Consider the following 25,425-nt stretch of genomic DNA (forward strand, 5'->3'; position numbering starts at 1 on the left):
GCCTCTTAGCAAAGGTGCGACGCGGCGCAAGGGGCGCGGACATGCAAAGCGGACCGCAGCAGCGATCTCACCAATATCGGAACGGGGGGAGGGGGCCGATGGTGGGCGTAGGAAGGATTGAACTTCCGACCCCTGCGATGTCAACACAGTGCTCTACCACTGAGCTATACGCCCACTCTTCGGCATCGTCCGGCGGAAGGGGCAAGCCCGTTTACCGCCGGTAGGCGCGTCCCACTACCGGGGCTTTCCCGAATGCGCAAGCCGTCATTTCAAAGTTTTTGCGGCGCGCTCCCTTTTTGCAGAGGCTCAGCGCGGGCCGCGGACCGGCGAGCGTTCGAACAGCTGCTCCACCTCCGCGACGAGATGTTTGAGATGGAAAGGTTTCGACAGCACCTTGGCCTGGGGTGCCTCCTTGCTGGCGCGCATGCTTACCGCCGCGAAACCGGTGATGAACATGACCTTCGTCGTGGGCGATACCTGCGCACAGCGTTGCGCAAGCTCGATGCCGTCCATCTCCGGCATCACGATATCGGAGAGGAGGAGATCGAAATGATGCGTCTGCAACAGTGGCAAGGCGGCGGTGCCCCTGTCGACGGCGACCACTTCGTACCCTGCGTTTTCGAGTGCGCGGTGCAGGTACGTGCGCATGGCCTCCTCGTCTTCGGCCAGCAGAATTCGAATCATGGTTGCCTCGATCAAGATGGGTCGCGCAAATCCGGGGTCCGGACTTCCACGGCAGATTTGGCATAGCAGGTGACGCGTAAACAAATCCTGTGCAAGCGAGGGCAAACCCCTACGGCGATTGATTCGATGGCGGGAAGCGGGCATCGTACCCACCGATGCACGACGGCGACGACGATACTCCGGCAAGAGCCGACCGGGACGATATGGCGCAGTCCGGCGGCTCGATCCCGGGGCTCGCCCGTGCCGCGTTCACCGTTCATCCGGGCCGCCGGGCCGGCCTGCCGCTTCTGATCGCGGTGCCTCATGCGGGGCGCGCCTATCCGTCCGCGATCCTCGACCATATGCGCGATCCGGGCGAGGCGATGGTCCGGCTCGAGGATCGGCATGTCGACGCCATCGCGCGCCGCGTCGCGGAAAAGACCGGCGCGGCGCTGCTCATCGCGCAGGCGCCGCGCGCGATGATCGACCTCAACCGCGATCCGGGCGACATCGACCCGGCGATGTTCCGCGGCGATCGCACCGGGATGGTGGCGGGGGCGCGTTCGTTGCGGGGGCTGGGCCTGTTTCCGCGGCGGCTTTCGGGGATGGGCGACATCTGGCGCGGGAGCATTCCGGCGCATGACGCGGAGCGCAGGATCGGTGCGATCCATGCGCCGTATCACGCGTGCCTTGCCCGGATGCTGGCCGACATCCGGGAGCGTTGGGGCGAGGCGGTCCTGCTCGACCTGCATTCGATGCCCTCGCTCGTCCCGGTGGATGGCGGCGGACCGGCCGCGACCCATGTGGTCGGCACGCGGTTCGGGGGCAGCTGTTCGGGCGATTTTGCCGCGGCAGCGATGCATATGCTGGAGCAGGGCGGGGTGGAGGCGGCCTTCAACCGGCCCTATGCCGGTGGATATGTGCTCGACCGGCATGGCGATCCGCGTGGTGGGGTTCACGCGATACAGCTGGAAATCGACCGCGCGACCTATCTCGGCGGCGATCACGCGCCCCGCGAGGACGGGGTGGAGCGGCAGGCCGGCCTCATAGCCGATCTGGTCCAGGCGCTGGCGGCGGTGGCACGCGAACGGGCCGCGCGTGCGCAGGCGGCAGAGTAGCAGACGGCGGAATAGCCAAGAAAAAACCACCCCGCGCAACGCGCGAGGTGGTCAAGGTTCAGGGAGGTGGCGCCAATGGCGCCTGTCTGCCTACCATGAGGGAAACCGGCGAGAACGACTCCTCAGATAGGTCGATTGTCGGATCGTGACAAGCCTGCATCACGAAACAAATATTTGTTTTTAACGGGAACAAATTCGCCGGCCGCGTTTTGCGCGCGGTCAGCGATGTCCTTGTCCGTGTGAAATGACCTCAGGCGTTGGCGGTCTGCGACACGGGGCCCTTGCCCTGGTTCACCTGACGCCCGAAGATTTCGCGCGTCAGATCGAGCGAGAAAAGATGCGCATAGACCAGCGACAGCAGCCCGTTCTGATTCCATGTACGGAGCTGATCGCCGCGCATTTCGCGCAGCTTTTCCTGATCCACCATCTGGAAACCGCGATAGATGAACGGGTCGCTGCTTTCGTCGCGGCGAATGGCAACCTCGCCATCCATGAGCAGGTCGTGCTTCTTCAGCTCCTGCATGAAGGCGGCGGTGCGCTGTCCGGCCTGCTCGAACTGTTCGTTGAATTTGAGGATGTTCTGCGTCGCGGTGCTGGGCTGCCCCTCGTCGTTGAACAGCCGCTCGCCTTCGTCGAATTCACCGACAAGATCGCTCGACGGGTCGTAGCACAGCGAAAGCTGATCCGTGTCGGGCGACAGCTTGGCGAGGAGAAAGGGATAGCGGCGCGCATAGGCCGGGACATAGGCGGGCGTCGTCATCGTGCCTTCGTCGTCGAAGAAGGTATTGATCCCCTCGTTCAGCCCCATCAGCGCGAGCGGAACCGGATTGTCGCCGGACGAGAAGATGATGGGATAGTTGCGCTGCGCCGAGGGGAATTCCTCGACCGTGAGCGGAACGGCATGCTGCTTCGCGAGCCAGGGCGCCTTTTCCGTGCTCTTCGCGCGAAAATTGCCGTGTTCGTTGCTGTTGAGCGGAACAAGGCCGTTGTAGAAGATCGGCAGGTTGGCGTTTTGCGGCGCGCTGGCCATAGGAATTCTCCGGTACAGACAATTGAGCTTCGGGTGATTGCGAAATATCGTGCGGGGACGGTGGCCGCCCCCCGGATGGCATGGCGCTTTAGGCGAGCGGTGCAGGCGGTGCAAGGCGGTCGCATCGCAGCCCACGCGCCCGCCAGCCGCCTCAGATCAGCTTGCCGGGGTTCATGATATTAGCGGGGTCGAGCGCGCGCTTGACCGCCGCCATCACGTAGAGGGCTGCCGCCGCATGCGTGTCGCGCAGCGTGTCGCGCTTGTCCTGCCCGATGCCGTGTTCGGCAGAGATCGAGCCGCCCCATTCGCCGACCCGGGCATAGACGCGGCGGCTGATCGCCTTCCCGTCCGCAGCCTCCCACGCGGCTTCCTCGGCACCATCGGGCGCGATCACGTGCAGGTGGATATTGCCGTCGCCCAGATGGCCGAATCCCACGACATCGTGGTCGGGCCAGTCGGCGGCGATGTCCCCGGCGATGAAATCCATGAAGTCGGGCATTTTCGCAACCGGCACGGAAATGTCGTGCTGCACCGCGGGGCCGCGCGCCTTTTCCGCGGGCGCGATCGTCTCCCGCAACTGCCAGAACGCCTCGGCCTGCGTTTCATTCGCGGCGATGGCGGCATCCTCGACCAGCCCGTCCTCGAACGCGGCCATCATCGCGGCCTCCACCCGGTCGCCCAGCGTGTCGGCGCTGTTCTCGTCCGCCACGAATTCGAGCAGTGCGTGCCAGCCATGCGCCTCCTGCAGCGGCGCCTGCGCATCGGGGAGATAGGCGATCACATCGTCGAGACAGGCTTGCGGCAACACCTCGAACCCTTCGAGCGCGTCGCCCATCGCATCCTCGCAATGGAGGAGGAGCCGGCGCGCCTGGTGAAGGTCGGGCACACCCGCCCAGACCACGCGCCGCTCCGCGACTTCGGGCGAAAGGCGCAGCACTGCGGTGCTCACGATGCCGAGAGTCCCTTCGGAGCCGATCCACAATTGCTTGAGATCGAAACCGCGATTGTCCTTCTTCAATGCGGTCGTGAGGTCGAGCACGCGCCCGTCGGGCAGCACGACCTCGATCCCCGCGACGAGGCTGCGCATCGCCCCGTGGCGCAAGACCTGCGTCCCGCCCGCGTTCGTCGCGATCAGCCCGCCGACCGTCGCCGAACCCTTCCCGCCGAGCGAGAGGGGGAAGCGCAGCCGCTCCGCCTCCGCCGCTTCGTGAAGGGTTTGAAGCACGACGCCCGCGCCGCACCGCGCGGTGCGTGCTTCGCCGTCGATGGTCATGGCGTTCATCCGGCGCAGCGAGAGCAGCAGCGCATCGCCGCTTTCATCGGGCGTCGCCCCGCCGACCATGCCGCTGTTCCCGCCCTGCGGCACGATCGGCACGCCGTTTTCGGCGCACAGGGCTACGATGCGCGAAAGCTGCGCCGTGTCCGCAGGCTGCGCGAGCGCGCGCGCGCGGCCCGTATAACGCCCGCGCCAATCGGTCAGCCAGGGGTCCATCGCATCCGCGTCGCGGCTCAACCCCTTGTCGCCGAGGATGTCGTGCGCGTGTGCGAGAAAGGTTTCGTGATCGTGGTCGTTCGCATTCGTCATGGCACCGCGCCTTGCCATATCGCGCGCGCCATGTCGCCCCCGTTTGCGGGTTGCGGGCGGCTGCATCGCGCGCACTGCCCGCGAATTTGTGATGCCGTCGAATTTTCCCACTAAATCCGAAAGGTTAAGCCATCATTCAAGGCGCAAAGCCCAGACCGCCCCAAATTGCATGTTGCACCTGCACAGCAGCGGTTTCATAGCTGTTGTCGTTCAACCAGTACGGGGTGGGTTTCGGACAATCATAATGGCTTTCGACGTTCTCTGGATTGCGCCACTTTCGCTGCTGAGCGGGGCGTTCGCGATCGGCGCGGCGGAGATGGGCTGGAACACGAACGAGGTGGAGGACGCCATCCATGCGCCCGGCGACGATCTCACATTCGAACAGACGCGCAGCCGGATCGTCGTGCGCGTCACGCCGTTCGGTTCGCAGAATCGCGATCCGCAGCGGCAGGCTGTCACGCAGTTGCGGCCGCTCGACGGGAAGAGCGAGGAATGCCTCCCGCTCGCCGATGTCGCGGGTGTGCGGCTGGGGCAGGGGCGCCTGCTGCTCTTCATGCGCGACCGTCGGATCTACAGCGCGAATTTCGAACGCTCCTGCCCTGTCGAAAGCTTTTATTCCGGCTTTTACGTGGAACGACCGAGCGACGGGCGCATCTGTGCCGGGCGGGAGGAATTGCACGCCCGGTCCGGCGCCGACTGCACGCTGAGCAGTTTTCGCGGCATGACGGCGGAGGATTGACGCGTCCGCATGCACGGAAATACGAGGAGAACTTGACTTTTTCCCGCTTTGCTCCATAGCCGCGCGGACGGTTCGCCGCAGTGATATGGGGTCCCGATCCGGGCCTTTCGAATGCCGGCATGTCCCGGCTTGCCGCCGAAGCCAACAGGGATGCGGGCATAATCGAATGCCCCGCGGCCTGTTGCCGTCCCATCGTTGCCGCCCGCCCATCGGTCGGCCAACCCGGTCCGGATGCGACCGTTTTTCGTATCCCTTATAAATAGAGTGCCTCAATGAAATTTGCCGATCTCGGCCTTTCCGAAGAATTGCTGAAATCGGTCGAAGCTACCGGTTACGACGAGCCCACGCCGATTCAGGCGCAGGCGATCCCGTCCGTGCTGATGATGCGCGACCTCATCGGCATCGCGCAGACCGGCACGGGGAAGACCGCGGGCTTCGTGCTCCCCATGATCGACATTCTCGCGCATGGTCGTCGCCGGGCCCGCATGCCGCGCTCGCTCATTCTGGAGCCGACGCGCGAACTCGCCGCGCAGGTCGCGGAGAATTTCGAGAAATACGGCGTCAATCACGATCTGAAAATGGCGCTGCTCATCGGCGGGGTGCAAATGGGCGACCAGGTCCGCGCGCTCGACGAAGGGGTCGACGTGCTGATCGCGACGCCGGGCCGGCTCCATGGATCTGTTCGAGAGGGGCAAGATCCTTCTCACCGGTTGCGACCTGCTCGTCATCGACGAGGCGGATCGCATGCTCGACATGGGCTTCATCCCCGACATCGAGAATATTTGCACCAAGTTGCCGACGCAGCGTCAGACCCTGCTCTTTTCCGCGACGATGCCGCCGCCGATCAAGAAGCTGTCGGACAAGTTCCTCTCCAATCCCAAGCATATCGAGGTGGCGCGCGCCGCGACCACGAATGTCAACATCACGCAGTTCAAGGTGCCCGTCACCCCGCGGGGCAAGCGCGGCATGCTGCGCAAATTGCTGAAGGAAGACAATGTCCGCACGGCCATCGTGTTTTCCAACCGCAAGACCACGGTGAAGGAACTGGCCAAGAACCTGCAAAGCTATGGCTTCAAGGCGGGCGAAATTCATGGCGACATGGACCAGTCGAGCCGGACGAAGGAGCTGGAACGGTTCAAGGCGAGCGAGATCGACATCCTGTGCGCGAGCGACGTCGCCGCGCGCGGCCTCGACGTCAAAGGGGTGAGCCATGTCTTCAACTATGACGCGCCCTGGCACCCGGACGATTACGTGCACCGCGTGGGCCGCACCGGCCGTGGCGGGGCCAGCGGTCGCGCTTTCACCTTCGTCACCGACGCCGATGCCGAAGCGCTGCGCGAGATCGAGAAGCTGACCGGCACAAAGCTCGAAAGCTTCGAAGATGCGCAGGACAAGCCTGTGAAATCGCAGAAGAAAGATGCGGAGCCTGCGGCCGATGAAACGGCCCGTGCCCCCGAACAGGACATTTCCGAAAAGGAAAGCGGCGAAAAGCCGAAGCGCACCCGCAGACCGAAGCGGCAGAACGCCGACGACCAGCAGTCCGCGCCGCCACCGCGCAAGGAGCGCGCCGCACGGTCCGAAGACGATACCGCCGCGCCCCGCGCAGCACCGGCACCTGCGCCCGCGCCGAAGCGTGAGGCAAAGGCGCGGACGCCCGAGCCTGCGGGCGAGTGGAACGGGCCGGTTCCCGACTTCCTCGCGGTATCGGCGACCTGAGCCGCTCTTGCGGCCCTTCCGCCCGGTAATCGGGCAGAAGGGCGTGCGCGGCCTCAGGCCAGTTGCACGAAGCTGTCGATCACGCGCTTGACGGTTCCGCTTTCGAACGCGATTTCAAGCTTGTTGCCTTCCTGGCCCTGCACCTCGCCATAACCGAACTTGTCGTGGAACACGCGCTGTCCGATGGCGATGTCGGAGCGCGGCTTGGCTGCAAAGCTCGCCGCGCTGCGCCGCGATTCCGCGATGCGCTTGGGCGCGGCGTCGAAATTGCCGGCGCTGGCCCGTTTGAAGCCGGGGCCGCGCGTCTGCGTGCGCGATGGCCGCGCCTCGGCAACATGGGCAAAGGGATCATCCCTCTCCGACCAGTTCGCGCGCCATAGCGATGCGCCGCCCGACATGGTGGTTTCCGCATCGATCATGTCGTCGGGCAATTCCTCGATAAAGCGGGAGGGGATCGCGCTGTTCCATTGCCCGTAGATGCGGCGATTGGCGGCATAGAGGATGGTGCAGTGCCGCCGCGCCCGCGTGATCGCGACATAGGCGAGGCGGCGTTCCTCCTCGAGCGAACGGAGCCCCCCTTCGTCCAGCGCCCGCTGCGACGGGAACACCCCTTCTTCCCAGCCAGGCAGGAAGACATAGTCGAATTCCAGCCCCTTGGCCGCATGGATCGTCATGATCGTCAGCGTGTTTTCCTGGTCCCCGCGATCGTTGTCCATCACCAGGCTGACATGTTCGAGGAACGCGCCGAGCGTCTCGTAATCCTCCATCGCGCGGGCGAGTTCGGACAGGTTTTCGAGCCGTCCCGCCGCCTCGGCGCTTTTTTCCTTCTGCAACGCCTCGGTATAGCCCGATTCGTCGAGCACGGTGCGCGCCAGCTCCGCAGGCGAGAGCGTCTTCGCCTCCTCGCGCCAGCGGGCGAAATCGCGCATCAGGACGAGCAGCGTATTGCGTGCCCGCGCCGGCAATTCATCGCTGTCGCAAATGTCGAGCGCGGCGGCGGCCAGCGGCATCGCGTTCGCCCGCGCGTGGCGGTGCAGTTTTTCGAGCGTCTTCTGACCCAGCCCACGCTTGGGCGTATTATAGATGCGTTCGAAGGCGAGGTCGTCACTCGGCTGCGCGATGATGCGAAGATAGGCGATCGCATCCCGGATCTCCGCCCGTTCGTAGAAACGAAACCCCCCGATGATCTTGTAATTCAGCCCGATCTGGATGAAGCGGTCCTCGAACTCGCGGGTCTGGAACTGCGCGCGTACGAGGATCGCCGCGCGGTCGAGCGATATGCCGTCGCGCATCATCGTCTCGGCCATTTCGCCGACGCGCCGCGCTTCCTCCGGCCCGTCCCATACGCCGATGACCTTCACCTTGTCGCCGGCGTCCGCCTCGGTCCAGAGTGTCTTGCCGAGCCGTTCGCTATTCGCGCCAATGAGCTGTGAGGCGGCGGCGAGGATTTGCGGGGTAGAGCGGTAATTCTGTTCGAGGCGGATCACTTTCGCGCCGGGAAAATCCTTTTCAAACCGGAGGATATTGGCGACTTCTGCGCCGCGCCATGAATAGATCGACTGATCGTCGTCGCCCACCACGCAGATATTGTGCCCGTCCGGCCCCTTGCTCTGCGCGATCATGCGCAGCCACAGATACTGCACCGTGTTGGTGTCCTGATATTCGTCCACCATGATATATTTGAAACGGCTGCGATACTGCTCGAGGACGTCCGCTTCGCGCCGCAGGATGTTCAGCATGTGCAGCAGCAGATCGCCGAAATCGCAGGCGTTCAGCGCCTTCAACCGATCCTGATACAGGCGGTAGAATTGTTCGCCCCGCCCGTTGGCGTAGGCCTCGTTCTCCTCCGCATCGAGATCGCCGGGGTTCAGCCCCCGGTTTTTCCAGCGGTCGATGAGCCCGGCGAGCTGCTTGGCCGGGAAGCGTTTTTCATCCACGTCGTTCGCCGTGATCAGCTGCTTGAGCAGGCGGAGCTGATCGTCGGTGTCGATGATGGTGTAATTCGATTGCAGCCCGACAAGCTCGGCATGGCGGCGCAGCATCTTGGCCGCGATGGCGTGGAACGTGCCGAGCCACGGCATGCCCTCGACCGCCGGGCCGATATGGTGGCCGACACGCTCGCGCATTTCGCGCGCGGCCTTGTTGGTGAACGTCACGCACAGAATCTCGCTCGGCCAGGCGCGGCGCGTCGCGATGAGATGGGCCATGCGCGCGGTGAGAGCCGCGGTCTTCCCCGTCCCCGCACCGGCGAGCATGAGCACCGGTCCCTCCGTCGTCAGCACCGCATCGCGTTGCGGCGGGTTCAATCCGCGCAGCCACAGCGCTTCGGAATGGTCGTCGGAAAGGCGGGCGGGGGCGGGGGGATCGATATGCGTCACCCGCGAACAGGTAGGGAACGCAGCGCCCCCGCGCAAGCGCCGGTGCAGGCGGGGGCGGAACAATTTGCCGGGGAGGACGTAACTAGGAGGAATGATGAATATACGAAGGAGGACTCACATGAAGAATATCCTGATGGCAGGCGCGGCATTGATGCTCGGTGCGGCCCCCCTGGCCGCGACGGCGCAGGACATGTCGAGCAGCGACATGATGGAAGACAGCGCGTCCTATGAAATGACCGCGGCACAGATGGCGTCCTACGAAGGCTGGCCCGCCAATTATCGCACGATGTACGATGGCTGGCCCATGGACCGCCAGACGAGCTACTGGCTCCTCCCCGAAGCGCAGCAGGCCGATTTCTGGATGCTGGAGCCGATGGAGCAGCAGGCATTCTGGCTTCTCACGACGGAGCAGCGCAACAAGCTCTATGCCATGAACGCGGATCAGCGCGGCGCCGCATGGGATGCCGTCACCACGCAGATGCGCAACCAGATGCAGGGCAATTCCGCATCCGCCAGCAACTCCATGGGCAACAGCACCATGAGCAATAGCGGATCGATGGCCTCGAACAACGGCCAGGTCCGCTATGTGAAGAAGGAAATCGTGCAGGGCGGTGCCCGTGCGACGCAGCCCGCCGATTATCCGGTTTGCAGCGCGACCGTCACCGACAGCTGCATCAACCCCTATGCCGCAGGACAGCGCGGGCCCAAGCCGCTCGACTACTGGCCCGGCAAGCCTGCAAGCGAAATGTAAACGCTATTCAGGTAAGGGGAAAAGGGCGGTCCCGTCGCAGGCGGCCGCCCTTTTTCATGCCCGCCATCGTCGTGCCGGGATTTAGCGAAGGCGGAGGAGGTGCAGGCTGGCCTTGCCGCTATGGCGCACGGTGTCGACGTCGAAATCCTTGACCGAAACCTCCTCGCCGCGTGCGGTTTCGATGCTGATCCAGGCCGACGGCGCGATCCAGCCCAGCCGGTTCAGCCGGTCGAGCGCCACCGATCCCGCGCCCGTGTCATAAGGCGCGTCCATCATGATGAGGTCGGGCTGCTCCTTTGCCGGGCCGAGCGAAAGCACGGAACCCGCGCGCACGTCGCATCGGTCCTGCGCCCGCAGGCTCGCGATATTGCGGCGCAGTGCGCGGATCGCTGCGGCGTCCTGCTCCACCATCAACACCCGCGCCGCACCGCGCGACAACGCCTCGAGCCCGAGCGCGCCGGACCCTGCGAACAGATCGGCGACGAAAAGCCCCTCGAAACTGCCGAGCCGGCTCGTCAGCATGGAAAACAGCGTTTCGCGCGTGCGGTCCGCCGTGGGCCGCGTGGCATCGCCCTCGGGCGCGGTGATCGCACGCCCGCGCCATTCGCCAGCGATGATCCTCATTTTTCGGCCGTGCGCATGATTTGCTTGCGGAACTGGGCGACGTCCGCTCCCCGGATTTCGTCCGCCGCGCCGCGCGGCAAATCGTCCAGCGCGAACGGCCCGTAGGACAATCGCATCAGCCGGGAAACCTGAAGCCCGAGATGTTCGAGCACGCGGCGAACCTCCCGGTTCTTCCCCTCCGTGAGGGTCAGTTCGATCCACTGATTCCGGCCCGTGCGCCGTTCCAGATTGGCATCGATGCTGCCGTAACGCACGCCTTCGATCTCGATCCCGTCCATGAGATCCTCGAGCTGTTCCTGGCTTACGTCGCCGAAGGTGCGCGCGCGATAGGTGCGCGGGATCTCGCTGCTCGGCAATTCCATGGCGCGCTTCAATTCGCCGTCGTTGGTCATGAGCAGCAACCCCTCGGTATTGAGGTCGAGCCGTCCGACCGGCATCACGCGCGGCGCCCCGCGCGGCAGGGCATTGCGCAACGCGTCATAGATCGTCGCCCGCCCCTTGGGATCCCGCTCCGCCGTCAACAATCCGCTCGGCTTGTGAAAGCGGAACAGGCGCGGGGCCTCCGCCGCGCCGACGGCCTTCCCATCCACCGCCACACCGCGCAGCGAGGTCAGCACCACCGCCGGCGTGTCGAGCCTTTCCCCGTCGAGCGTGACGCGGCCATCCTCGATCATGCGCTCGACCTCCCGGCGGGAGGCGACCCCTGCGCGTGCCAGAAGCTTGGCGATACGGTCGCCTTCGCGTTTGGGAAGCGAGGGTTCGGGGCGCGTCGTGTCGCGGCCCGCCGGTTTCTTGCGCGGGCGCCCGCGATCCGGATTGGCGCGGTCGAAATTGCCGCGTTCGGGGCGCGGGCCGTTGCGGGAGGAACCGTCCGTCCGGCGGGACGATCGCGATGGGGGGCGTTGCTTGTCGTTCACGTTTGCGCCATGCGCCATCGGCTCTTTGGTTACAAGCGTGGACATGAAACGGGCGGCATCGTTTGCAGACGTGCGGCGATGCTCTAACACCATCGGCGGCGCCGGCGACGCGGCGGGTACAGGAGCGGCAATTGACCGAGACGACGAGCAACGATTCTGCGGCAACCGGCGCGCAAACCCCGGCCGACACCGCGCCTGGGGAGGGGAAAAAGCCCGGCTGGCGCGAATTGCTGGCCGCGCTGCGCAATCGCAAGACGGCGTATATGGCGCTGTTCGGTTTTGCCTCGGGCCTGCCCTTCGCGCTGTTTCTCGGCACGCTCTATGCCTGGTTTACGGAGGCCGACGTCGACCTCGAAACGATGGGCGTGTTCTCGCTCATCGGGCTGGCCTATTCGTTTCAGTTTCTGTGGTCGCCGCTCGTCGACCGGGTCGATATTCCGTTTGTCCGCCGCCTCGGCAAGCGCAAGCAATGGATCGCGCCGGCGCAATTGCTGCTCGGCATCATCCTCATCACGATGTCGCTGCTCAATCCCGGCGAAAGCCTCGGGTGGTTCTCCCTGCTGGCGGCGGTCGGCGCCTTTGCCAGCGCCACGCAGGATATCGTCATCAACGCCTGGCGCATCGACATCGCCGATGAAGAGGCGACGATCGACATCCTGTCCACGATTACGCAGATGGGCTTCCGGCTCGCATCGCTCGTCGGTGGTGCGCTCGCGCTGATCGTGGCGGAGCGGATCGGATGGCCCGGAACCTATGTAATGATGGGCGGCATCATGCTGTTCATCGGGATCGTCGGCCTGTTCGCGCCCGATGCCCGCGCCGGCAGCGCGGCGAGCGTCGCGGCAAGCGCCGAAGAGCTGGAGCTGCTTTATACCAAGGGCGAGTTGACGCCGAAGGTGCGCAATTATGCTCTGGCCGCCGTGGGGCTGCTGTGGGGCTGGGCGCTCGTCACCGTGGGGGTGTTCATGTACCGGTCGATGACCGCGGTGCCCGAATTACGCCCCGATCCGACGCAGTTCACGGCCACCTACGGCCCGCTCATCGTGGTGGCGACCATCGTATTGCCGTCCTTCATCGCGGCATGGCTGGTCAAGATGCAGCGCGAGGGCCGCCATGTGCTTACCGAAAGCGCGGATGGCGCGGATGCCGTCAACCCGGTCGCGGATCACCTCTACCGTGCGCTGATCCTGCCGCTGACCGAATTCGTCGGGCGGATGGGGTGGTCGCTCGTTCTGATTTTCGCGCTCGTGCTGACCTACCGGATCTGCGACGCGATCTGGGGCACGTTCGCCTATCCGTTCTATCTCGGCGAGCTGAACTACACCAATGACGAGGTGGCGGTCGCGTCGAAATTCTTTGGCGTGGGTGCGATCATCCTCGGGCTGGCGCTCGGCGGGTATCTCATCACCGTGCTGGGGCGGATGGCGGTGCTGACGCTGGGCGCGGTGCTGGCCGCGGCGACGAACCTGCTATACGCCGATCTCGCCATCGGCGGCGCCACGATGCAGGCGGTGAGCGATGCGATCGGCTTCACATATCTTGTCGAAACTTTCGGCGGGACGGAGCGGCTCGCGCGGTTGATGATAACCATCGCGGGCGAAAATCTTGCCGTCGGGATTGCAGGGGCGGCCTATATCGCGTGGCTGTCATCCATCGTGGCCAAGGGATATAGCGCGGTGCAATATGCGCTGCTCGCGTCGCTGACGCTCCTGGTCGGGACATTGGGGCGGGGTGCGCTCGGACAGCTGATCGAGGAGCGCGGATATTACGACGTGTTCCTGTTTACCGCGCTGATCGGGGCGGTGGCGGTGGTGCTGTGCGTGCTGGAATGGATACGGGTGACGCGCCGCGACGCCCGCGCAGGCTAATCCGGAAATGCCCCGTTGGCGCGCAGCACCTCTCCCGCGAGATAGAGCGAGCCGCCGATGAGGATGACCCCGCCATCGGTGCGCGCGGCGATCCGGGCGAGTGCATCGCCGACGTCGCGCGCCGTGTCTCCGCCCGTCATTGCCGCGATCCGTTCGGGCGCATGGTGCGGATGGCCTACTATCGGAACGCCCGTCACGCTCTCCAAATGCGGTGAGACAAGGGCGAGGAACCGTTCCGCATCCTTGTTCGCCAGCATGCCGATCACTGCATGCACCGGCCGGTCCAGGCCTGCGCAAAATGCGGCGAGCACGCGCGCGGCATCCGGGTTGTGCCCACCGTCGAGCAGCACATCGAAGCCCGGCGCCATCGCGGTCAGCGGCCCCTTGCCCAGCCATTGAAGCCGGCCCGGCCAGCGCGCATCGCGCAGCCCCGCCGCGATGGCCTCCGGCGACACGGTGACGAAATCCTGATGCCGGAGCATTGCGATGGCGAGCCCGGCATTCTCCGCCTGAAACGCGCCGGAAAGCGCGGGCGGGGGGAGGGTGAGCGCGCCGTGACGGTCATGATATTCCAGCATGTCGCCGCCCGTGATCGACCAATCCGCCCCGCGCATGTGCAGCGGCGCACCGGCCGTGCGAGCCGCACGCTCCACCTCGGCCTGCGCATCGGGGCCGTAGGATTGCGTGACGAGCGGGCGGCCCGGCTTCACGATGCCGGACTTTTCGAACGCGATCCGGGCCATCGGTTCGGCAGGCGCGCCATCCTCCGGTGCGAGCAGGAATTGTTCGTGGTCGAGCCCGAGCGACGCGATCCCGCAACAGGCCGGATCCGCAATGGCATTGGTCGCATCGAACCTGCCGCCAAGCCCGACCTCCACGATGGCGGCATCGGCCTCGTTCCGGGCGAAGGCGAGGAACGCCGCCGCCGTCGTAATCTCGAAAAAGCTCGCCGCGATCGTCCCGCGCGCGTCGAGCACCTCGCCCAAAAGGTCGGCCAGCATGGCATCGTCGACGAGTTCGCCCGCGATGCGAATCCGCTCGTTGTACCGGACGAGATGCGGGCTGGTGAATTGGTGGACCCGCTTGCCATCCGCCTCCAGCATGGCGCGCAGGAACGCGCAGGTCGACCCCTTGCCATTGGTGCCAGCGACATGGAACACCGGCGGAAGGCGCAGATGCGGATCGCCCAGTGCGGCGAGCAATTGCCGCACGGGGCGCAGGCTCAACCGCCCCTGCGGCAGGGACAGCGCGGCGAGCCGGTTCAGCTGTTCCTGAACCCGTGGATCGTCCGACGTCGCGAAATCGCGCGGGCGTACAGGTTCAGGCGGCCCTGGCACCGGCCATCAGATAATCGATGATCGTCACCAGCCGTTCGCGCAGGTCGTGCCGGTCGACCACCATGTCGATCATTCCGTGATCGAGGAGATATTCCGCGCGCTGAAACCCGTCGGGCAGTTTTTCGCGGATCGTGTCCTGAATGACGCGCTGTCCGGCAAAGCCGATGAGCGCGCCGGGTTCGGCCATCTGAATATCGCCGAGCATGGCATAGCTTGCCGTGACGCCGCCCGTCGTCGGGTCGGTCATCACGACGATATAGGGCAGGCCCGCATCCTTCAGCCGGCGGATCGCGACCGTGGTGCGCGGCATCTGCATGAGCGACAGAATGCCTTCCTGCATGCGCGCGCCGCCCGCCGCGGTAAAGATGACGAACGGGCATTTCTCCTTCACCGCACGGTCCACCCCGGCGAGGAACGCGGCGCCCACCGCCATGCCCATGGATCCGCCCATGAAGCCGAAATCCTGCACCGCGACGACCGCGCGGCGCCCGTCAATCGTGCCCAGCGCATTGGTCAACGCATCGGGATGCGGCGCATTGTGGCGCGCGGCCTTCAGCCTGTCGGCATATTTCTTGGTGTCACGGAACTTGAGCGGATCCTCGCTCACCGCGGGCGAGGGCAGCACCTCGTAGCCGGCATCCATGATCTGCGTCAGGCGGGTATCGGCGCCGATCCGCCCGTGATGCTCGCACCGCGGACAGACCCAGAGGTTTTCCTCGTAATCCTTGACGAAGAGCATCTCTTCGCAGGACGGGCACTTGACCCACAGATTGTCGGGCGTTTCCCGCTTCGTGGTGAAGGGCAGGCGATTGCGTACCTGCGTGAGCCAGCTCATGCGATTTCCTTTCTTGCGCCGTGCACCGCATCGGCCAGCGCCTTGGTCAGCTCGCGAATGGGGTCCGCCGCCGCGTTCCCGTGTTCCGCGATCAGCTCGACCAGTGCGGAGCCGACGACCACCCCGTCGGCAACCGCGGCGATGGCGCCTGCCTGTTCCGGGGTGCGCACGCCGAAACCGACCGCCACCGGGAGTTCCGTGCGGGCCTTCAATGCGGCGACCGCCGTTTCGATGGAGGCCATCGCGGCCTGCTGCTTGCCGGTGATGCCGGCGACCGACACGTAGTACAGAAACCCGCCCGCACCGTCGAGCACGGCGGGCAGCCGCGCCGCATCGGTGGTCGGCGTGGCGAGGCGGATGATGTCCAGCCCTTCGCCACGAAGATGCGTGCCGAGCTCGCTATCCTCCTCGGGCGGAATGTCGACGCAGATCACGCCGTCGACGCCCGCATCCTTCGCCGCGCGCGCGAACCAGTCCGCCCCTCGCCGCACCATCGGATTGGCATAGCCCATGAGCACGAGCGGCACGTCGGGATGGCGGTCGCGAAACCCCCTCGCCAGGTCGAGGATGTCCCGCGTCGTCGTGCCCTTGGCCAGCGCGCGGAGGTTCGCATTCTCGATCGCGGGGCCGTCGGCCATCGGATCGGTGAACGGCATGCCCAGTTCGATCACATCGGCGCCGCCCGCGACCAGCGCGTCGAGATTGGCGGCGGTATCGCCATCGCCCGCCGTCACGAAACAGATGAGCGCGGGGTGCCCCTTGCCGAATGCCTTTTGAAAGCGGTTCACAGCTCCACTCCCAACGCTTCGGCGACGGTGAAGATGTCCTTGTCCCCGCGCCCGCACAGATTGGCGAGGATGATCGCGTCCTGCGGCATTTCGCGCGCGCGTTTCACGACCGCGGCAATGGCGTGGCTGGGTTCGAGCGCGGGGATGATCCCCTCCGTCCGGCAGAGCAGCTGAAACGCGTCGAGCGCTTCCTTGTCCGTGATGTGCGAATATTCGACCCGGCCCGATTCCTTGAGCCAGCTGTGTTCGGGGCCGATGCCGGGATAGTCGAGGCCTGCGCTGATCGAGTGGCCCTCGATGATCTGGCCGTCCTCGTCCTGCAGCAGGTAGGTCTTGTTGCCGTGGAGAATGCCTGGCGATCCGCCCGCGAGCGAGGCGGCATGTTCCTTGTCGAGGCCGTGGCCCGCCGCCTCGATTCCCAGCATGCCGACATCCGCATCGTCGAGGAAGGGATGGAACAGCCCGATGGCGTTCGACCCGCCGCCGATCGCCGCGACGAGCAGGTCGGGCAGGCGTCCGGTGCGCTGCATCATCTGCTCGCGCGCTTCGTGGCCGATGACGCTCTGAAAATCGCGGACCATTTCGGGGTAGGGGTGCGGTCCGGCAGCCGTGCCGATGATGTAGAACGTGTCATGCACATTCGCGACCCAGTCGCGCATGGCATCGTTCATCGCGTCCTTGAGCGTTGCCGAACCGGAACTGACCGGCACCACCTTCGCGCCGAGCAGCCGCATGCGGAACACGTTGGGTTGCTGCCGTTTTACGTCCTTTGCCCCCATGTAGATGACGCAAGGCAGGCCGAAACGCGCCGCCACCGTCGCCGTCGCCACGCCATGCTGTCCGGCGCCGGTTTCCGCGATGATCCGCGTCTTGCCCATGCGCACGGCGAGCAGGATCTGCCCGATGCAATTGTTGATCTTGTGCGCGCCGGTGTGATTGAGCTCGTCACGCTTGAACCAGATCTGCGCGCCCTTGCCGTCGGGCGCATCCTTGCGCAATTCCTCGGTCAGCCGTTCCGCGAAATAGAGCGGGCTGGGCCGTCCGACGTAATGGGTAAGGAGATCCTGAAACTCCGCGTCGAAGGCGGGGTCTTCCTTCGCCGCGCGATATTCCCGGTCGAGATCGAGGATCAGCGGCATCAGCGTTTCGGACACGTAGCGCCCGCCGAACTGGCCAAAATGACCCCGCTCGTCAGGCTGGTTGCGAAAGCTGTTGGGCATGCCGGTTTGCGATGTGGTTTCCATGCGCCCGCGATTGGCAGAGCATCGCGGCGAAGTCCAGATGTGTCAGCGCACCCGGACCGCGCGGGCAAAGGCGGCGATGGCGGCGGCATCCTTCACGCCGGGGGCGCTTTCCACGCCGGACGACACATCGACGAGCGCGGGCCGCACCTCGGCAATCGCATCGGCGACGTTCGCCGGCGACAATCCGCCCGCCAGGCCCCACGGCATGCCGCCATCGTAACCATGCACCAGCGACCAGTCGAAGCGCAGGCCCATGCCGCCCGGAAGCTGTCCGACCGGCGTCTTCGCATCGAACAGGAGCATGTCGACCGCGCCGGTATAATCGCGCGCCCGCGCAATGTCGTCCGGCCCTGCGATGGGGAGCGCCTTCCACACCGCGATGCCGAAACGGGAACGCAGCGCAGCGGCGCGTTCCGGCGTTTCATCCCCGTGCAGCTGAATGGCGCTCAGCCCGCCTGCGCTTACGCCTTCGGCGATCGCGTCGTCGCCTGCATTTACGAAAAGCCCGGTGCGCCGGATCGAATCGCCCGAAATCGCGGCCAGTTTCCGCGCGCCGGCCGTATCGACATGGCGCGGCGACCGGGCAAAGAAGACCAGCCCTGCATAATCGATGCGCGCGGCGATGGCCGCCTCCATGGCCGCCGGCGTATTGACGCCGCATATCTTGATGCGCGGGGTCACAGTGTTTTTTCCAGGACGATGAAGAACAATGCAGGCGTCTGCGGCACGGGGAAGGGGCGGCGTTCGCCCGTGCGCCTGTATCCCTTGCGCAGGTACCAGGCGATCAGCGTGTCGCGATTTTCGATGACGGTCATCTCGATCCGCGCGGCGCCGATGGATGCGGCGCGGGCCTCCCCTGCACGAAGCAGCATGGTGCCGAGGCCCGCGCTCTGCAATTCGGGCGCGATGCACAGCATGCCGAGATAGGAAAGCCCGCCACCCCGATCCGTGATCGCGACACAGCCAATGGCGCCGCCCGTGTCGGCATCCGTCGCGACGATCATGTGCACCGCAGGATCGCGCAACATCGCGTGAAGCTCATCCTCGGCAATGCGCTCACCCTGAACGATGTCGGCCTCATGCGTCCAGCCTAGCCGCGCACGATCGCCGCGATATGCCCCTTCGAGCAGGGGTTTGAGCATGGCGGCATCGTCCGGCCCGGCCCGGCGTATTTCAGGTTCTGAGGCCATGCGGTCGGCGGATCAAAGCGTCGCTTCGATCGCGCGCGCTGCGGCGAGCGGGTCCGGCGCTCTCGAAATCGGGCGTCCGATGACCAGCACGCTCGCGCCATTGTCGCGGGCGCTGCGCGGGGTGACCGTGCGTTTCTGATCGCCCGTCTCGCTGCCCGCGGGGCGCAGGCCGGGCACCACGAGATAGCCGCCCTTCCACTGTGCATGGACGGCGGCGACTTCCTCACCCGAACATACGATCCCGTCGAGCCCGGCCTTCTCGGCAAGCTCTGCAAGGCGCATGACCTGATCGTGGGCGGTGCCGGCGACGCCAGTGCGCGACAGATCCTTGTCATCGAGGCTGGTGAGCATGGTCACGGCGACGACGCGCGTATGTTCGCCGGCCGCGGCCTTGGCATCTTCCATCATGGCGCGGCCCCCGCTCGCATGGACGGTCACGATCGCGGGTTCGAGCACGTGGATCGCCTGCATCGCGCTTACCACCGTATTGGGAATGTCGTGCAGTTTCAGGTCGAGAAAGATCGGCAGGCCGAGCTGCGCCAGCTCATGAACGCCGTGATGGCCATGCGCGCAAAAGAATTCGAGCCCCAACTTCAACCCGCCGACATGCCCCATGACCTTTTTTGCCAGCGCCTTCGCGGCATCGAGCTGCGGCACGTCGAGCGCGAGATAAACGGGATTGGTCATGGCTCTGTCCTGCGCAGCGGGGCGTCATCGGCATCGTGGGGGCGGTGGGCGGGATCGGCCTGCTGGCTCGACACGAGGCTGCGATGCGAGGTTTCGAGCGAGGCGATCCGCCGTTTGAGCCGCCATTTCGCCGATTTGTGATACAGCCACATGGGAACCAGCCCGATGAGGAACGCGGCAAGGATCACCATCGGCAGCTTCGTTTCGAGCACCAGGTTTTCCCAGATCCGCACATCCACGGGATACCAGTTGAACGCCGCGAACAGCGCCAGCGCCACCAGCAGCGCCACCCATATTATCGTGCGAAGAACCTGCATGGCGGTCCTGGCCTCCTCTCGGGATCGGGTCGTCGGGCGTGCAGCCTACGCCGCAACGCCCGTTTGGCCAACCCTGCTGCAATCGCGGCCGGGTTCAGCCGAACACGCGGTCGAAGATCGTGTCCACCTGCCGGAAATGGTAATCGAGGTCGAATTTCTCCTCGATCTGCTGCGTCGTGAGAGCCGCGGTGACTTCCCCGTCCGCCTTCAGCAGTTCGAGCAGGGAAAGCTCGCCATCCGATTCCCATACCTTCATCGCGTTGCGCTGCACCAGGCGATAGGCATCCTCGCGGCTGACGCCGGCCTGGGTAAGCGCGAGCAGAACCCGCTGCGAATGGACGAGCCCGCCCATCCGGTCGAGATTCTTCTGCATGCGTTCGGGATAGACGAGCAGCTTTTCCACCACGCCAGTCAACCGCGCGAGCGCGAAATCCAGCGTGATCGTCGCATCCGGCCCGATGAACCGTTCGACCGACGAATGCGAGATGTCGCGTTCGTGCCACAGCGCCACATTCTCCATCGCGGGCATCACGGCGGAGCGCACCACGCGCGCAAGCCCGGTGAGGTTTTCGGTCAGCACGGGATTACGCTTGTGCGGCATGGCGCTCGACCCCTTCTGCCCGGGGGAGAAATATTCCTCCGCCTCCAGCACCTCGGTCCGCTGAAGGTGCCGTACCTCAACCGAAAGCCGCTCGATCGAACTCGCAATTACGCCCAGCACGGCGAAGAACATCGCGTGACGGTCGCGCGGGATCACCTGCGTCGAGACGGGCTCGATGGCGAGGCCCATCTTTTCCGCGACGTGGCGTTCCACCGACGGGTCGATATTGGCAAAGGTGCCGACCGCGCCCGAAATCGCGCAGGTGGCGATTTCGCGCCGCGCGAATTCGAGCCGTTCGCGGCACCGGCTGAACTCGGCATAAGCTTCCGCCATTTTCAGGCCGAAGGTGACGGGTTCGGCATGGATGCCGTGGCTGCGCCCGATGGTGGGGGTGTATTTGTGTTCTTCGGCGCGCTTTTTTATCGCGGCGAGCAGCGCGTCGATGTCGTCGAGCAGCATCGCCGCCGCCCGGTCGAGCTGCACCGCGAGCGTCGTGTCGAGCACGTCGGAGCTCGTCATGCCCTGATGCATGAAGCGGGCTTCGTCGCCGACCTGTTCCGCGACCCAGGTGAGAAACGCGATCACGTCGTGCTTGGTCACCGCCTCGATCGCGTCGATCGCGTCCACGTCGATCGCAGGCTCCGTCGCCCACCAGTCCCACAACGCCTTTGCCGCGCTTTCGGGCACGACGCCCAATTCGCCGAGCTTCTGCGTGGCGTGGGCCTCGATCTCGAACCAGATGCGATATTTCGCCTCCGGCTCCCAGATCGCGGTCATGGCGGGGCGGGCATAGCGTGGGACCATCGGGCGTACTCCGGTTCGCAAGAATTGGGGGCTTTGGCCGCGCGGCTAGGGCGCAGGCGCGCATTTGGCAAGTGCGGCGGGCGCGATGCGGTTCAGATCAAGCCCTTCGCCTTCATCGAGACGGTCCCCTCGCGCCCGATGATGACGTGATCGTGTACCGCGATGTTCAGGAGCCGGCCCGCCTCGGCGATGCGATTGGTGATCTGGATGTCGGCGCGGCTGGGCTGCGGATTGCCGCTGGGGTGGTTATGCGCGAGGATGAGCGCGGCCGCGCCCAGCTCCATCGCCCGGCCGATCACCTCGCGCGGGTGAATCGCGGCCTCGTCCAGCGAGCCGTCGCCCAGATGTTCGTCCCGGATGAGCCGGTTCTTCTTGTCGAGATAGAGCACGCGCACGCGTTCCACCCGCAAATGCGCCATGTCGATGGTGAGATAGTCGAGCAGGGCCTGCCAACTTCCCAGCACCGGCTTGTCCATGACCTCCGCCCGGGCGAGCCGGCGGGTGGCCACGGCGACGATCTTCATCGCCGCGGCGCTGGTTTCGCCCATGCCGGGGTGGTTTTCGAGCGCAGTCCTGTCGGCGTTGAAGATCCCGGCAAGGCTTCCGAACCGGCTCATCAACGCGCGGGCCAGCGGTTTCACGTCGCGGCGCGGGATCGCCGTCATCAACAGATATTCGACGATCTCGTGATCGGCCAGTGCGTCACTGCCCCCGTGAAGGAGGCGTTTGCGCAGGCGCGCGCGGTGGCCGCTGGCGTCGGTTCCGGCTTTCGGTTCGGCTGGCGCCGTGGGCCCTGCGTCCATCGGCAATTCGTCCTGCGGTTTTGTCACGATGCGCTTTTCCGCGAGCGGTAGAGACGCGCACAGCACCGCGCGTGTCGTGGAGGGCCAAAGCGCCCCGCCGGGAAGGTGTGTGGACAGATCATGCTTTCCATTGCCTTTCGCCGCGATGCTGCGCAAGTCTGCGCCGCCGCGGTTCCGCGCGGTCGCACGAGGAATGACGGCAGGACGCAATGACGCAAGGCGAGGACGATAGGGCGGTGGGCGATCTGCCCGGACGCCGCCGTCGCTGGCCCCGCATCGTCGCGGGCCTGTTCGCGGTCGTGGCTCTTTTTGTGGCTGGCATCTGGATCGCGCGGGAACGGCTCGCGCGCGGTGCGGTGGACGACATGCTCGCCGACATGGATGTGCCGGCCCGCTATGACATCGTCGAAATCGGTCCGGATCGCCAGGTGCTCGCCAATATCGTGGTCGGCGATCCCGAGCGTCCCGACCTCGTGATCGAGCAGGCGGTGGTGGCCACGCGCCTGCGTTTCGGGACGCCGCAGATCACCGGGGTGCGGCTCGTGCGGCCCCGGCTTTACGGCGTGCTGCGCGGCGACGGGGTCAGTTTCGGCACGCTCGATCCGGTGCTCTATCCCGAAAGCACGGGGGAGCCGTTCCGCCTGCCCGATCTCGACATCGACATTCTGGATGGGCGGGCGCGCGTGCTGTCGCCCTATGGCAATCTCGGTGTGAAGCTCACCGGCGGGGGCAATCTTCGCGACGGGTTCGCCGCGACGATGGGGGCGGTGGTGCCGCGTCTTTCCGCCAAAGGCTGTACCGCGCAAGGGCTGAGCCTTTATGGCCGCCTCGCCATCGCGGACGAGGCACCGCGCTTTGTCGGGCCGCTGCGCGCCGATGTGGCGCGCTGTCCCGAATCGGACCTTTCGCTGACGCAGGCGAGCTGGACCGTGCGCGGTGAGACGGGCGCGGATTTGCGCCGCGCCATGGTGAGCGGCGCGCTTCGCACCGGGCGGGTTGCGGTGGGCGGCAATGCGGTCGGCGTGCTGAACGGGCGGCTTGCGGTATCGGTGCGCGAAAGCGGCGCGATGGTGGCGGATTTCGACCTTTCCGGGCGCGACGCGGCGTTTGCCGGGGCCGCGGTCGCGCGCGTTGCGCTCGACGGCAATATCCGGAGCGCGGGCGGGTTCGATCGCTGGCAATTGTCCGGCGATGTGTCCGGCGGCGGGTTCGACCTGTCCGGCGTCGTCGATCCGGCGTTGCAACGGGTGCAGAGATCCGGCGCCGACACGTTGCTCGCGCCGCTCGCAGGCCGGCTGCGCGCCGTGCTGCGCCGGTCCATGCCGGGTGCATCCTTCTCCGCCGCGCTACAGGCGCGCGCCGCCGAGGGGGAGACGCGCATTGCCATCGCGCGGGCGGGCCTACGCGGCGGGGACGGCGCGCCGCTGCTCTCGGTTAATCAGGTGCAGATCGGGTTGGGCGAGAGCCTGCGTCTCTATCGCGCGCGTTTCGCGACGGGTGGCGCGGGCATGCCCCGGCTCGTCGGCGCGATCGACGGGGAGGGGGACGCGCCGCAGCTTCGTATGCGCATGGCGGATTATGCGGCGGGCGACGCGCGCATCGCCATCCCCGAAATGCAGGTGCGGCAATCGCGCGACGGCTTCCTCATGGATGGCGAGATCCTGGCAAGCGGCTCGCTCCCCGGCGGCGCGGTGGATGGGCTGCGCCTTCCGGTTTCGGGGACGTATTCGGCGCGTGGCGAGTTGCAGATGTGGGACGATTGCATGGCGCCGCGCTTCGATTCGCTGCGCTATGCGAATTTCACGCTCAATCGGCAGAGCCTGCTGCTGTGTCCGGCGGGCGGGTCCGCGATGCTGGCGACAGGGCCGGGCGGCACGCGCGTGGCCGTGGGGGCGCCGCGGCTCGATCTTTCGGGACGGCTTGGCGAAACGCCGGTGCGCCTTGTGTCGGGGCCGGTCGGGCTCGCCTTGCGCGGTGGGCAGCCGGCGGTGGTCCGCGCGCGGACGATGGATGTGGCGCTGGGACCGCAGGCGACGGCGGTGCGCTTTGCCATCGACGACCTCACCGCGCGGATCGGGCGCGACATCGGCGGCGCGTTTTCCGGGACCGAGGTGACGCTTCCCTCCGTGCCGCTCGACATCGGGGAGGCGGGCGGCGAATGGTCGTATCGCGACGGGGCCTTGCGGATCGAGGACGGCGCCTTCGTCCTCACCGACCGGCAGGACGACGCGCGGTTCGAACCCATGATTGCAAAGGGCGCGACCCTCGTCCTTGCCGACAACATCATCAGCGCAGAGGCTCTTTTCCGCGAGCCAAGGACCGGAATTGCGATCGTCGATGCCGATATTCGCCACGATCTGACCGACGGGCAGGGCCGGGCCGATCTTTCGGTCGCGGGAATCGCGTTCGGCGACGATCTGCAGCCGACCGACATTACGCGGCTCGCTCTCGGCAATATTGCCAATGCGCGCGGGTCGGTGCGTGGGCGGGGGCAGATCGACTGGAACGGCGAGGGCGTCACGTCGACCGGGGTGGTCAGCACCGATTCGCTCGATTTCGCGGCTGCTTTCGGCCCGGTCACGGGGTTGGCGGGGACGTTGCGCTTTACCGATCTCCTGAACCTCGAAACCGCGCCGGATCAGCGGCTTTCGATTGCGGAGATGAACCCCGGCGTGCCGGTGTCCGACGGGGAAGTGTTCGTCACGTTGCAGCCCGGATTGCGGCTCGACCTCAATCGGGGCAGCTGGCCGTTCCTGGGCGGGACGCTGGTTCTGGAGCCGACTTCGCTGACCCTTGGCGCGACGGAGCGGCGCAATTTCACGCTGGTCATCACCGGGCTGGACGCGGGGCGGGTGATCGAACGGCTCGGCGTTGGGAATCTGAGTGCGAGCGGCACGTTCGACGGGCGCATCCCCATCGTGTTCGACGAGGCGGGCGGCCGGGTGGAGGGCGGGAGCCTGCAATCGCGTCCGCCGGGGGGCAATATCGCCTATGTCGGGGAATTGAGTTACAAGGATCTGTCGCCCATCGCCAATTTCGCCTTCGCGGCACTGCGCTCGCTCGATTACAAGCAGATGAGCGTCGCCATCGACGGCGCGCTCGAGGGGGAGATCGTCACGCGGGTCCGCTTCGACGGCGTGTCGCAGGGGCCGGGCACGCAATCGAACTTCCTCACCCGGCGCATCGCGAAGCTGCCGTTCCGCTTCAACGTGAACATACGCGCGCCGTTCTATCAGCTTATCGGCAGCCTCAAGTCGCTCTACGATCCTTCGGCGGTTCGCGATCCGCGCGAATTGGGGCTGGTCGACGACGACGGGGTGCGATTGATCCCCGACGACCGCGCCGTCCCCGCGCCATCGCCGGACGCCGAACCGACCCCCATCATTCAGCCCGCAGAAAGCGAGACCGTGCCATGAACCGGACCAATTTG

General features: G+C 65.9%; 21 protein-coding genes, 1 tRNA gene and 1 pseudogene. 6 read left to right on the forward strand and 17 right to left on the reverse strand.

What is annotated here, in order from left to right:
* Positions 1-99 precede the first annotated feature (99 nt).
* Together JD971_RS13995 and cpdR are read right to left on the reverse strand one after the other, a co-directional pair.
* Positions 100-174, reverse strand: a tRNA-Val gene (locus JD971_RS13995).
* Between the two features lie 132 nt (positions 175-306).
* Positions 307-684, reverse strand: a complete 378-nt coding sequence (cpdR, locus tag JD971_RS14000; protein WP_202084328.1) for a cell cycle two-component system response regulator CpdR — start codon at positions 682-684, stop codon at positions 307-309.
* Positions 685-839: 155 nt separating this feature from the next.
* Between cpdR and JD971_RS14005 the strand changes: the two genes are divergently transcribed.
* Entirely contained in the window at positions 840-1,781 is a 942-nt protein-coding gene (locus JD971_RS14005; RefSeq protein WP_236672111.1) for an N-formylglutamate amidohydrolase, read from the forward strand.
* A gap of 250 nt (positions 1,782-2,031) precedes the next feature.
* On the opposite strand, the gene JD971_RS14010 is transcribed toward JD971_RS14005, so the two are convergent.
* Together JD971_RS14010 and JD971_RS14015 are read right to left on the reverse strand one after the other, a co-directional pair.
* Positions 2,032-2,811: a SapC family protein gene (locus JD971_RS14010; RefSeq protein ID WP_202084330.1), complete on the reverse strand. Its 780-nt coding sequence runs from the start codon at positions 2,809-2,811 to the stop codon at positions 2,032-2,034.
* Positions 2,812-2,962: 151 nt separating this feature from the next.
* Positions 2,963-4,396, reverse strand: coding sequence for an FAD-binding oxidoreductase (locus JD971_RS14015; protein ID WP_202084333.1), 1,434 nt, complete (start codon positions 4,394-4,396; stop codon positions 2,963-2,965).
* Between the two features lie 244 nt (positions 4,397-4,640).
* Here JD971_RS14015 and JD971_RS14020 point away from each other — a divergent pair, with 244 nt between their 5' ends.
* Together JD971_RS14020 and JD971_RS14025 are read left to right on the forward strand one after the other, a co-directional pair.
* Positions 4,641-5,135: a hypothetical protein gene (locus JD971_RS14020; protein WP_202084335.1), complete on the forward strand. Its 495-nt coding sequence runs from the start codon at positions 4,641-4,643 to the stop codon at positions 5,133-5,135.
* Positions 5,136-5,407: 272 nt separating this feature from the next.
* Positions 5,408-6,851, forward strand: a pseudogene (locus JD971_RS14025) (DEAD/DEAH box helicase).
* Positions 6,852-6,904: 53 nt separating this feature from the next.
* Here JD971_RS14025 and JD971_RS14030 read toward each other — a convergent pair.
* Complete coding sequence (locus tag JD971_RS14030) at positions 6,905-9,220, reverse strand: ATP-dependent helicase (protein WP_371809755.1); 2,316 nt, start codon at positions 9,218-9,220, stop codon at positions 6,905-6,907.
* 127 nt (positions 9,221-9,347) lie between these two features.
* Here JD971_RS14030 and JD971_RS14035 point away from each other — a divergent pair, with 127 nt between their 5' ends.
* The gene (locus JD971_RS14035) at positions 9,348-9,980 is read left to right on the forward strand and encodes a hypothetical protein (protein WP_202084339.1); all 633 of its coding nucleotides are present in this window, start codon (positions 9,348-9,350) and stop codon (positions 9,978-9,980) included.
* Between the two features lie 81 nt (positions 9,981-10,061).
* Here the strand turns inward: JD971_RS14035 and rsmD are convergent, their stop codons facing one another.
* Complete coding sequence (rsmD, locus tag JD971_RS14040) at positions 10,062-10,604, reverse strand: 16S rRNA (guanine(966)-N(2))-methyltransferase RsmD (RefSeq protein WP_202084340.1); 543 nt, start codon at positions 10,602-10,604, stop codon at positions 10,062-10,064.
* Positions 10,601-11,539 (reverse strand): pseudouridine synthase, encoded by a 939-nt coding sequence (locus JD971_RS14045; RefSeq protein WP_202087718.1) that lies wholly within the window; start codon positions 11,537-11,539, stop codon positions 10,601-10,603. Before JD971_RS14045 ends, rsmD begins: the two co-directional genes overlap by 4 nt.
* Positions 11,540-11,784: 245 nt before the next feature.
* Between JD971_RS14045 and JD971_RS14050 the strand changes: the two genes are divergently transcribed.
* Positions 11,785-13,389: an MFS transporter gene (locus JD971_RS14050; RefSeq protein ID WP_202087719.1), complete on the forward strand. Its 1,605-nt coding sequence runs from the start codon at positions 11,785-11,787 to the stop codon at positions 13,387-13,389.
* Here the strand turns inward: JD971_RS14050 and JD971_RS14055 are convergent.
* The 10 genes from JD971_RS14055 to radC all read right to left on the reverse strand — a co-directional run bounded on the left by JD971_RS14055 (position 13,386) and on the right by radC (position 21,995).
* A complete protein-coding gene (locus JD971_RS14055; protein WP_202084342.1) occupies positions 13,386-14,726 on the reverse strand; it encodes a folylpolyglutamate synthase/dihydrofolate synthase family protein in 1,341 nt (446 codons plus the stop codon). The genes JD971_RS14050 and JD971_RS14055 overlap by 4 nt on opposite strands.
* The gene (accD, locus tag JD971_RS14060) at positions 14,710-15,561 is read right to left on the reverse strand and encodes an acetyl-CoA carboxylase, carboxyltransferase subunit beta (protein ID WP_202084344.1); all 852 of its coding nucleotides are present in this window, start codon (positions 15,559-15,561) and stop codon (positions 14,710-14,712) included. Before accD ends, JD971_RS14055 begins: the two co-directional genes overlap by 17 nt.
* A complete protein-coding gene (gene trpA, locus JD971_RS14065; RefSeq protein ID WP_202084346.1) occupies positions 15,558-16,349 on the reverse strand; it encodes a tryptophan synthase subunit alpha in 792 nt (263 codons plus the stop codon). The genes accD and trpA overlap by 4 nt, the downstream gene beginning before the upstream one ends.
* Positions 16,346-17,593, reverse strand: coding sequence for a tryptophan synthase subunit beta (trpB, locus tag JD971_RS14070; protein WP_236672114.1), 1,248 nt, complete (start codon positions 17,591-17,593; stop codon positions 16,346-16,348). Before trpB ends, trpA begins: the two co-directional genes overlap by 4 nt.
* Positions 17,594-17,635: 42 nt before the next feature.
* Complete coding sequence (locus JD971_RS14075) at positions 17,636-18,274, reverse strand: phosphoribosylanthranilate isomerase (protein WP_202084348.1); 639 nt, start codon at positions 18,272-18,274, stop codon at positions 17,636-17,638.
* The gene (locus JD971_RS14080; protein ID WP_202084351.1) at positions 18,271-18,783 is read right to left on the reverse strand and encodes a GNAT family N-acetyltransferase; all 513 of its coding nucleotides are present in this window, start codon (positions 18,781-18,783) and stop codon (positions 18,271-18,273) included. The genes JD971_RS14075 and JD971_RS14080 overlap by 4 nt, the downstream gene beginning before the upstream one ends.
* Positions 18,784-18,795: 12 nt before the next feature.
* A complete protein-coding gene (gene pyrF / locus JD971_RS14085; RefSeq protein WP_202084353.1) occupies positions 18,796-19,470 on the reverse strand; it encodes an orotidine-5'-phosphate decarboxylase in 675 nt (224 codons plus the stop codon).
* Positions 19,467-19,787 carry a LapA family protein gene (locus tag JD971_RS14090; RefSeq protein ID WP_202084355.1) on the reverse strand — a complete coding sequence of 107 codons (321 nt, stop codon included), beginning with the start codon at positions 19,785-19,787 and terminating at the stop codon, positions 19,467-19,469. Before JD971_RS14090 ends, pyrF begins: the two co-directional genes overlap by 4 nt.
* Before the next feature lie 94 nt (positions 19,788-19,881).
* The gene (purB, locus tag JD971_RS14095; RefSeq protein WP_202084357.1) at positions 19,882-21,192 is read right to left on the reverse strand and encodes an adenylosuccinate lyase; all 1,311 of its coding nucleotides are present in this window, start codon (positions 21,190-21,192) and stop codon (positions 19,882-19,884) included.
* A gap of 92 nt (positions 21,193-21,284) precedes the next feature.
* A complete protein-coding gene (gene radC / locus JD971_RS14100; RefSeq protein WP_202087721.1) occupies positions 21,285-21,995 on the reverse strand; it encodes a DNA repair protein RadC in 711 nt (236 codons plus the stop codon).
* Positions 21,996-22,204: 209 nt separating this feature from the next.
* Here radC and JD971_RS14105 point away from each other — a divergent pair, with 209 nt between their 5' ends.
* Entirely contained in the window at positions 22,205-25,411 is a 3,207-nt protein-coding gene (locus tag JD971_RS14105) for a YdbH domain-containing protein (protein WP_202084359.1), read from the forward strand.
* Positions 25,412-25,425: the final 14 nt, after the last annotated feature.

The organism is Croceicoccus sp. YJ47 (genome assembly GCF_016745095.1).
Lineage (GTDB): Bacteria > Pseudomonadota > Alphaproteobacteria > Sphingomonadales > Sphingomonadaceae > Croceicoccus.